General features: G+C 70.7%; 7 protein-coding genes. All 7 read right to left on the bottom strand.

Annotated features, from left to right (window positions below):
• Nucleotides 1-524: 524 nt before the first annotated feature.
• The gene (cas6, locus tag NZM16_RS02605) at nt 525-1361 is read right to left on the bottom strand and encodes a CRISPR system precrRNA processing endoribonuclease RAMP protein Cas6 (RefSeq protein ID WP_295478328.1); all 837 of its coding nucleotides are present in this window, start codon (nt 1359-1361) and stop codon (nt 525-527) included.
• Nucleotides 1348-2640 (bottom strand): TIGR02221 family CRISPR-associated protein, encoded by a 1293-nt coding sequence (gene csx2 / locus NZM16_RS02600; RefSeq protein WP_295478325.1) that lies wholly within the window; start codon nt 2638-2640, stop codon nt 1348-1350. The genes cas6 and csx2 overlap by 14 nt, the downstream gene beginning before the upstream one ends.
• Before the next feature lie 18 nt (nt 2641-2658).
• Complete coding sequence (gene csm5 / locus NZM16_RS02595; protein ID WP_295452910.1) at nt 2659-3735, bottom strand: type III-A CRISPR-associated RAMP protein Csm5; 1077 nt, start codon at nt 3733-3735, stop codon at nt 2659-2661.
• On the bottom strand, nt 3698-4906 hold the full coding sequence (locus tag NZM16_RS02590; protein WP_295478322.1) for a hypothetical protein: 1209 nt from the start codon (nt 4904-4906) through the stop codon (nt 3698-3700). The genes csm5 and NZM16_RS02590 overlap by 38 nt, the downstream gene beginning before the upstream one ends.
• Nucleotides 4882-5796, bottom strand: a complete 915-nt coding sequence (csm3, locus tag NZM16_RS02585; protein ID WP_295478320.1) for a type III-A CRISPR-associated RAMP protein Csm3 — start codon at nt 5794-5796, stop codon at nt 4882-4884. Before csm3 ends, NZM16_RS02590 begins: the two co-directional genes overlap by 25 nt.
• Before the next feature lie 13 nt (nt 5797-5809).
• A complete protein-coding gene (gene csm2, locus NZM16_RS02580; RefSeq protein WP_295478317.1) occupies nt 5810-6247 on the bottom strand; it encodes a type III-A CRISPR-associated protein Csm2 in 438 nt (145 codons plus the stop codon).
• 23 nt (nt 6248-6270) lie between these two features.
• On the bottom strand, nt 6271-8658 hold a 2388-nt coding region (locus NZM16_RS02575), incomplete at its 5' end, for a hypothetical protein (protein WP_295478314.1).

Here is an 8658-nt window from a genome sequence, read left to right as displayed (position 1 = left end):
ATATAACCCGTGTTTCAATGCCACCACGGCTTTGCTGCTTTCCCCCGCCCCTGCGTTGAATCTCTCGCTCAACGTCCCGGTTTCAATGCCACCACGGCTTTGCTGCTTTCCCTGCTATTTCAGATCGCGCCTTCGTTTAGGGCGATCAGCTCTTCTTTCCGACCGGAACCTATTTTCAATTATGCCCGTTCCTGAATTTTTGTCAAGGGATTCTAAACCCTGTGGGGCCAACGGGACCCTCAGGGGTCCGCGGAAGTATCTGCAGAAATCCAGGATATATACCTTTCCAGATGATCGTTGTTGGAATTTCATGTCTGTTCAACTTCGCTCCCACCCCCCAAATCATCCCGGTCTCCATAACATTTGCAAACTCCTCCGCGGACCCCCGGTCGCCGAAATCGCTACGGAGATCCGCGGAAGTTTCTTGAGCCGCCGATTGAAGATCCTCATGACCAGTCCGCGCTGCATACGCCCCCCCTCGCCCTCCCACCGCCACAGGCCGCCCGCCCCGCTCGCCGCTCGCCTCAGCTCTCCTCCAGCTCCTCCTCCGCCTCTATCCGCACCTGTCCCATCCCCATCGTGGTCAGGATCCCCACCCCGGCATACCGCGCGAACGTCCCCAACAGCCCCATCACCGCCCGCAGATACCCGTCGTCCCCCACCACCCCATAGGTCACCGTCCCAATGCACCCCACCCGCACCCCGCCCTCCGGCGCCCGCGCCGTCCGGCTGGAGAGGTCGAAGCGCATCACTGCGATCCGCGCCGCCGCCATCTCCCGCAGGGCCGCCGGCAGCCGCACCGGGCTGAAGGCGTTCCACTTCTCCACCAGATGCCCGAAGACCGCCTCCGGCAGCGGCAGCGGGTTCCACCGCTCCCCGTCCCGGAAGGCTGTCGGCGAGGCAAAGCGCAGCCGCATCCGCCGTGGCCATGGCTTCGGCCGGCTCAGATACTCCTCCACCAGCCCCATGTAGCTCGCCCGCCCCGCCCACGGATCCCCCTCGGCGATCACCTCCTCGACCCGGAAGCAGGCCCCCGCCAACTCGAAAACGTCCCCCACCCCCCACAGCCCTCCCCCCTCCGGATCCAGCGCCCGCGCCACCCCCTCCGCATAGGCGGTCACCCGGATCCGGTAGTCGTGCGCCGGCGTCACCCCTTCCCCCTCCCATGGGCCCATGAGGGTCGAGCAGGTCAGCCCCGCCGGCCCCTCCCCCCGGTGGATCCGGGCCGCCAGCCCCGGGTCCTGCGCCGCGATCCGCTGCAGGACCGCCCCATAGACGGCGTGGCCCAGCCAGCGGGGCAGCGGGGCCGCCGCCTCCGGCCGCACCCGGAACACCAAGCTAATGAGATCACTTCGCCCCATAAAACGCCTCCAGCTTCTCCACCAGTTTCCGGATCTCGCCCTGCAGGTCGCTCGCCTTCCGGGGCTCCTCTCGCATCCCCGCGTGGTCCAGGTCGTTGCGCAGGTCCGCCGCCTGCAACCAGAGCTCCAGGAACTGCCGCCACCGATCCTCGGGCACCTCCCGGAACCATCGGCTCCGGTAGCTCCCACGGTCCTCCGCCTCTCGATACTGGCGGGCCTCGCTGTTCAGATTGCGCTCCACCCCCTCCCGCTCGTCCCGCCGGACCAGGCCCGGCCCCGAGAACTCCTTCTGCACCATCGCATAGGTGACCAGCCACTCCCGCGCCCACGTGACCGCCTGGACGCCCAGGTCGTGCTCGACATACCAGCGGGCCAGCCGGAGCCCTGTTCGGAGGAACTCCTCGGGACGTTTCAGCGGATCCTCTAGGGCGAACTCCCGGAAGGCCTGCGCCTGGTCCCAGATCGCCAGCAGGGGGCGCAGCCCCGGCCACCGCTCCGCCGCGTTCCGGAGGGATCCCCCCGCCTCGTCCATCCGCCCGCCCAGCCACGCGGCCGACGTCATCCCCTCGAGGGGGCGGATCAGGAGAAGGGCCAGCGAGAGCCCCTCCAGCCCGTTGATCAGATGGTTCAGGTGGCCCGCGGCCTCCCGCTCCCCCTGGCGCCCGATCTCCCCCTTCAGCCGCTTCAGCAGCTCTGCCAGATCCCGCGCGTCCCCCTGCCGGCGGAACCGGTCGGCCGCCACGGCCCACTGCAGCAGCTCCAGCATCGGGGTGAGGTCCAGCAGGGGCACCCGGGGCGGCTCGCCCTCGCCGCCCGCGCGCCGCATCTCGTAGGCCCCGTAGAAGATCCCCCCCAGGGCAACCCGATAAGCGCTCTGGAGAAAGGCAGCCGCCAAGAGGCCCAGGATCGGGAAATGTCGGAAGCCGTGGGTGATGTCGAAGGCCAGCGGAACCCCCTCCGTCGCCCTCGCTTCCCGGACGATGGCCTCGAAGATCCCCCACCACTCGGCCAGGCCCCGGCCGTCCGGGATAGGGATAGGCCTCACCGCGATGGACAGCGCCTGCAGCTCACGCTCGATCGCCTCTCCGTGCTGCCCCTTTGCCCCCTCCGTCAGGAAGAGCCGGACCTCCTGAGGCCGGAGGAAGCTCGCGGTGGCGACCGGCGCGAACCTCGTGCGGTGCTCAAAGGGTTCCCCCGCGGCGTCCACCTCGTAAATCGCCTCCTCGTAGCGGCCAGCGCCTAAGAAAGTAAACAGGATCGGCCGGGACGCGTCCGACATCGCCTCCCTCCTTCGGCCTTATGCAGGCTCCATCTCGACTTCGACCCACCCGAAGGGCCGCAGGGGCCGGCCCTGCCCATCCACCACCACCCGGCGGCTTCGGGGGAAGGGATCCCCGGGGCGGCGGTCGCCCTTCGGCCGGATGTAGCGCCGCAGCAGCTCCTCGAAGGCCGCCTCGTCGAAGGGCTCCTTCCCCAGGGTTTTGCTCTCCCACCCCCCGCCCCAGCCCACGCGGAGCAGGAAGGCCGGGCGCTTCTCCGCCCGCATCCGGTCCAGCCGGGCCCGCAGGTCGGCGTAAAAGGACTGCAGCGCCCCGAGCTGGTGGGCCTGGGCCCACGCCTGCTCCTTGCGGATGCGGTCCAGGGCGAAGTTGCGGGCGACCGCGGCCAGGCTGCGCAGGAACTTCCCCTTCCCCTCCCAACCCAGCTTCCTCTCCCCGATCTCCAACAGCCGCTCATCGATGGAGAGGGTGGCGGTCAGGGTGATGCCGGGCCGCAGGGCCTCGACGGAGATCGGAGCGGCCTGGCGCGGCCCCACCTGCACCACCGCCCGCGCGATCACCAGCGACGTCGAGGCGGGGACGGGCTGGCTGTCCCCGGGCCGCAGGGCCCGCAGCAGGTCGTGGTTGGGATCCCGCCCCAGCCACGCCCGCTCGATGGGCTGCCCCGCCCACTCCCGCCGCCGGTCCAGCTGCGAGAGCGTCAACCGCTCCCCCCGCTCCCGCCAGATCTCCCAGAGGATCACCGTGCGCAGGGCCCCCTTGAGGCTGCTCCCCGGCAGATACGGCCGGAACAGCGGGTCCTTGACGAAGGACCGCACCTCGCCGACCTGCGGATCGCCGGGAAGGATGTAGGGGAACCGGTCCGCCCGCCGGAAGTCCTCTGGGTCCAGCCAGCGGGCCGGGGGCACGTCGGTCAGGCGATCCAGCAGATCGTCTGGGATCTCCTCTTCCTCGTAGCGGGCCAGCAGATGGGGGACGCTGAGGCGGTAGAAGCGGCCCTCGTGGACCGTGAACTCGAACTCCCGCCGCAGCGCCTGGCCGTCGCCGATGTGCACCTCACTCCGGGTGGTGATCCGCAACTGATACCGGGCCATCGCTTGCCTCCTCCGGATCGCTCTCGGGCTTCCCCGCCTGGCCCTCCGATAACCGGTCGGACGCCGGGGGAAGGCCCGCCCAGGGGATGGGAAAGGCCAGGCCGTAGCGCCACAGGGGATGGGGGAACCGCTCTAGATCCTTTGGGTTCAGCCGGGCGTCCACCAGAGTCCCCAGGGGGAACCGGCCGTCCGCCCGCAGGACAGCCCCCGCCTCGACCATCCCGATCGGCCTGCGGGGCTGGTCGGGCCGCCCGGGGATCGCCGCCCATCCCCCGACCGTCACCAAACGATAGGCCGCCTTAGGGTCCGACAGCGCCCCGGCCTCCAGCTCGTCCTCGCGGGGATGGTAGCGGGAGAGCGTGACCACGTAGGGGGCGGACGCCACCGACAGGGCGAGGGGCGTTGAATCCAGCTCGAGCTGGAAGGCGCCGCCGCCCCGGCTGCGCATCCCGCCGATCCCCCGGTCGCCGAGGGCCCTCAGGGCGCTCTCGATCAATCCGCGCCAGGAGGGGCCGCTGGGCCATGCCGTCTCCTCCGCGCGCGCCCCCCAGGCGAACGCCGCCCACCACGAAACCTGAGGGCCGTAGCGGGCCATCGCGATGTCGTAGAGGAAGGTCCGGCCCCCGCCCCGGCTGACCACCACCGCCGGCCGCTGGAAGGCGGCGTCCCACAGGCGCCATGCGGCGAGGTCGCCCCGCTGCATCGGGCGGGGCAGCTGTGACCGTTCTGCCCGCAGCAGCCGCACCGGGGCGATCTTCGCCAGGGTTCGCTCCGGCTCCTCGCCGCCTTCGGAGGGGAAGAGGTCCTCGTCCTTCACCGGCTCCCCCCGGGCGAGCCGGGCCAACAGCCCTTCGGACACCCAGCGCAGGCGCTTGAGGGCCTTTCCGGGGCCGGGGGACCAGGCCGCGGGCCGGGGGAAGAAGCGCAGGTGCGGCAGCGCCGGGAAGGCCCCGGTCAGCAGGAAGGGCGGCTCTGACCCCCCGAACGCCTCCCCCAGGGCCGCGGCGGCCCGCTGGCCCCACTGCTCCGCCGCCACCGCCACGAGGGCGGCGAACAGCGTGTCGGAGGGGATGAACTCCACGGTCTCCTCGCCCTGGGCGACGCGCAGCCGCAGGAAGCGGGTCAGGGGCCTCAGGCGATAGACAGTCACGGAATCCGGGAACGCCGCCATCGCTCTCCCCGAGTTCGGGACGATGCGGGGTTGCCCGTTGGGGTTCCCCATTCGATCCGCAACCCGATCTCCTCCAGCATCCGGGGCAGGGCGCTGCGGAAGTGGACCAGGTCGGGGGACTCCGACAGCCAGACGATGTCAGCGGGATAGCTTCCCGTCTCCCCCTCCGGGATCTTGTAGCCGAGCTGGAGGTTCCGGAAGGCCACCTGGCCGCTGCCCCGGGACCCATAGCCGCCCAGGTAGTCGTCCTCCACCAAGCCCATCGCGTCGACCACCTCGACGAACCACTCGAGGTCCCTTGGGAAGTAGAGGCTATACACCATCAGGGGGGCGGGGCCGTCTCCCCCGTCGGCGGGTTCCCGCGCTGAGCGAAGGGAGAAGGGCCGGAAGACGGCGCCCGCCGGCACCCGTTCGATCTGGCGGGGCACCGCCGCCGAGGTGATCCGGTCGATGGCCGCCTCCCACTTCACCTCGGTGAAGGGCAGGTCCAGGTCGGCCTCCCGCAGCCGCCGGCGCAACCCAGGGTCCAGGAACGCGTCCCGCACGATGAGGCGGGTGGGATAAGCGAATTCGATCTCGCCCGGCACGCCGAACACATGGCAAACGCTGCAGTCACGGTATTCTTCGGGTTTCTTGCAGACATGGATGCGAGCCTGGCCGATGGCGTGGTTGGGCTCGAAGCCCCGCCATCGCTCCAGCAGGCTGCGCATCTTGCCCTTGAGGGAGGAGCCGGGGAGGATCGGCTCATCGGTCAGCGGGTCGCGGATGACCGGGTTGTCCACGCCGCCGATGGCTACCTTGCCGCCCGCCCCGCCGATGTGCAGCCCGGTGACCACATGGATCTCCGCTCGCAGGAACAGCCGGCCGCGCAGCTGGAACTGATCTGCCATCGCCCACCCCCTGTCAAGATCCTCGATACGTCTGGAAGTAACGGTGATAGGCCACGATCGCCTCGACAAAATCCGCGAAGCGGCGGAACCGCTCGGGGTTTCGCTCGATCCGCTCGATCGCCCGATCCAGCACCTCCACCAGACGCAACATCGGGTTGTCCCGGCGCTGGATCCGGGAGGCCTGATAGGCCATCCGCGGCCGCAGGAGCAGGATGCGCCGCCAGGTGGCGGGACGGATCGACGATCCCGAGCCTTCCTCCAGCGCCGCCTGTTCCAGCTCCATCGCGATGCGGCGGACCTCGCCGAAGAGGTTGCGGAGCTGGTGGGTGGTGAGCCCGCCTTGGGCGAGGTATTGCCCCAGCTGGCGGCTGACCTGCACCAGCAACTCTGAGTTGTCACGCATGATGATGTCGTCGATCTGCTGGAGATCGAAGCTTGGATTGCCCACCATCGCGTTCCTCCCGAAGGCAAGGCTTAGGGGGCTTCTCGGCCCTCCCCGCGCCGGGTCAGCAGCTCCGCCCAGCGGGCGGCCGGGCCCCAGATCGCCTCGATGCGCGCCGACGCCTCCGCCGGGCCCATGCGTTCCCAATCCCTCCGCATTTCGCGCAAAAGCTTCTCCGTTCCCGATCCCTCCTCGGCCATCTCCTGCCAGCGGGCGAGGAAGTAGGGGAGCTGCCACAGCCAGGGCCCGAGGATCGCCTGCGCGCCGGGCCGGCCGCGGGCGCGCTCCCGCTGGATGCGCAGGGCCCAGCGGATGAGGGCGAACAGGACGCTGCGACCGCGCCCTGCCCTCCGCCGCGGCCGCCCTTCCCCTGCCCCCGTTTCCTCGTCGACGATCGCCACGAAGCGGTCGCGCCACCGCAGGACCTCGTGGAAGACCTCGCCGGGCCGCCAAGGCATCACCGGGCCCAGGAAGGCGAAAGCGTCCTTCTGGCGCCCGGGGTCCGGCCCGCGGTAGCCCTTGGCCTCCTCCAGGGCCTCCCCCGCCGCCTCCGCCATCCGCTGGGCGGACTCCCGGCCCCCGTGCAGGGTGAGGCCGGCGCTCAGGCCGATCCGCGGATGGCCGCCGGTGTATGCGTCCAGCTCCCGGCGCAGCGCTCCCGCCAGGTCGGCCACCGCATCCCACGCCCCGACGATGAACAGGTCGTCCCCGCCCGAATACAGGGCGTAGATCACGCCGGAGCCGCCCCGCCGGGGATCGCGCTGCCGGCAGAGGGTCTCCACGTATCCCTCGAAGAAGCGGGAGATGGTGCTGCTGAGGGCGACGAGGCGCGAGAGGGTCATCCGCGGCCCCAGCCCCTCGCTGAACAGCGTGCCCGCCCCGTCCAGATCCGCCCGCAACACCCCCAGCCGCTGGATCCCCGTGGACCAGCCCTCCAGGATCTCGAAGTCGCGGATGCTGCCCTCCTCGGGCATCTTCTCCCCCCGGGCCTCATAGCGCGCCTTGAACCGCTCCCGATCCTCGGCCGTCACCCGAGGGGCGTAGCGCAGGACGAAGCGGGGGACGAAGGCGGTGGGGAGCCCGCCCAACTGCTCGGCGATCCGCCGCCGGACTTGAAGGTCCCAGGCCCGCAAGCCCACCGCCCAGACTAAGGCCCACTCCCCGTCCCTGGGGAGGGGCAGGTCGCCGATCGGCTCCCCCTGGGCGTTGAAGAGGACCACCCCGAGGCCGAAGGCCGCCAACGGATCCGCCCAGTTGGAGGAAGAAGCGGCTTCCCCCGCCGGTCCATCATCCTCGGCCCGGACAATCCAGGCGACGGCGCTCATGTCCAGGGCCCGCCGTCCTAGCTCCTCAAACGAGAGGCAGCGAAGGCACTTGCGGACGTTCCCTTCGACCTCTCGGATCTCCCTCCCCCTGCGGCCGACCTGGCCGCAGACGGCGCAGTCGGTCCAGTCGCCGGGCTCCGTCGAATCGGGGGTCGTGCGCAAGAGGAGCGCCCAATCCCCGGCGGGGAGGTCCGCGAACCGGCGGAGCTTGCGGGCGCGGATCCGGGCCGCCAACTCGTCCATCGCGGCCTTCAGCCCGCCTGGTCGCAGATCGGCGGGGCGAAGGGGGACCTCCCCCAAGATCAACCCCAGATCCATGCCGTGGAAGGCGATCAGGCGGCGGTCGACCGCGCGCTGCAGGTCGGCCAGCCGCTCCGCGTCAGCGGGACGGGCGAGGATCCAGAAGTGGCCGCCGCTGCTGTAGAGAAGGTTGACTAGGGGGAGGCGCAGCTGGCGCAGGAGGAACAGGGCGACCGCCTCGGAGAGCAGCTGGAGGTAGAGGGAGCGCCCCCGGAGCCCCCGGGCCGTCCCCTTGCCGCTCACCTGGTAGAGGAAGTCCTGGATCCCGGAGAGATCGCCCTTGATCAGCAAGGCGACGGGCGGCGCGTCGGCGCCGTTGCGAAGGGCTGCCTTCCAGGCGCGGAGGGCCTCGTCGGGCGCCTCGGCGAGGAGGGCGGCGAGGGCGGCCGCGACCCGGCCGTGGTCGTAGAGGGAGATATCCTCGAAGGCGGCGGCCGAGGCGGCGGGGACGCACCAGGCGAAGCGGGCCATCGCCCCTAAGAGGCCGGCGATCTGGGCGGCGGGGTGGCCTCTGGCGAACGCCTCGGCTCCCTGAAGGGCCTCCCTCAGCGAGCGGGCCAGCGCGCGGTATTCCCCCTCGGTGGCAGCCGGTCTTGGGCGCTGGGGGAACAGGGTCTCCCGGCGGCGGTCCAGCGCCTGGAGGGGATAGCCGCCCGCGCGGTCCGGCGGCAAGGCGGGCTCGATCCGATCGAAGATCGAGCGCAAACGGATGGGCTCCGACCACTGGGCAACCGGGACCTCACCGCCAGCGGCCAGCGCCTCCGCCAAGCGCAGGCGGGCTTCGTCGTCAGAGTT

Origin of the sequence: Thermoflexus sp., from assembly GCF_025055495.1 — a bacterium.
In the GTDB taxonomy this organism is placed as follows: Bacteria; Chloroflexota; Anaerolineae; order Thermoflexales; family Thermoflexaceae; genus Thermoflexus.
Note: the sequence above shows the minus strand (reverse complement) of the source record. Positions and strands in the feature narration are given on the sequence as shown.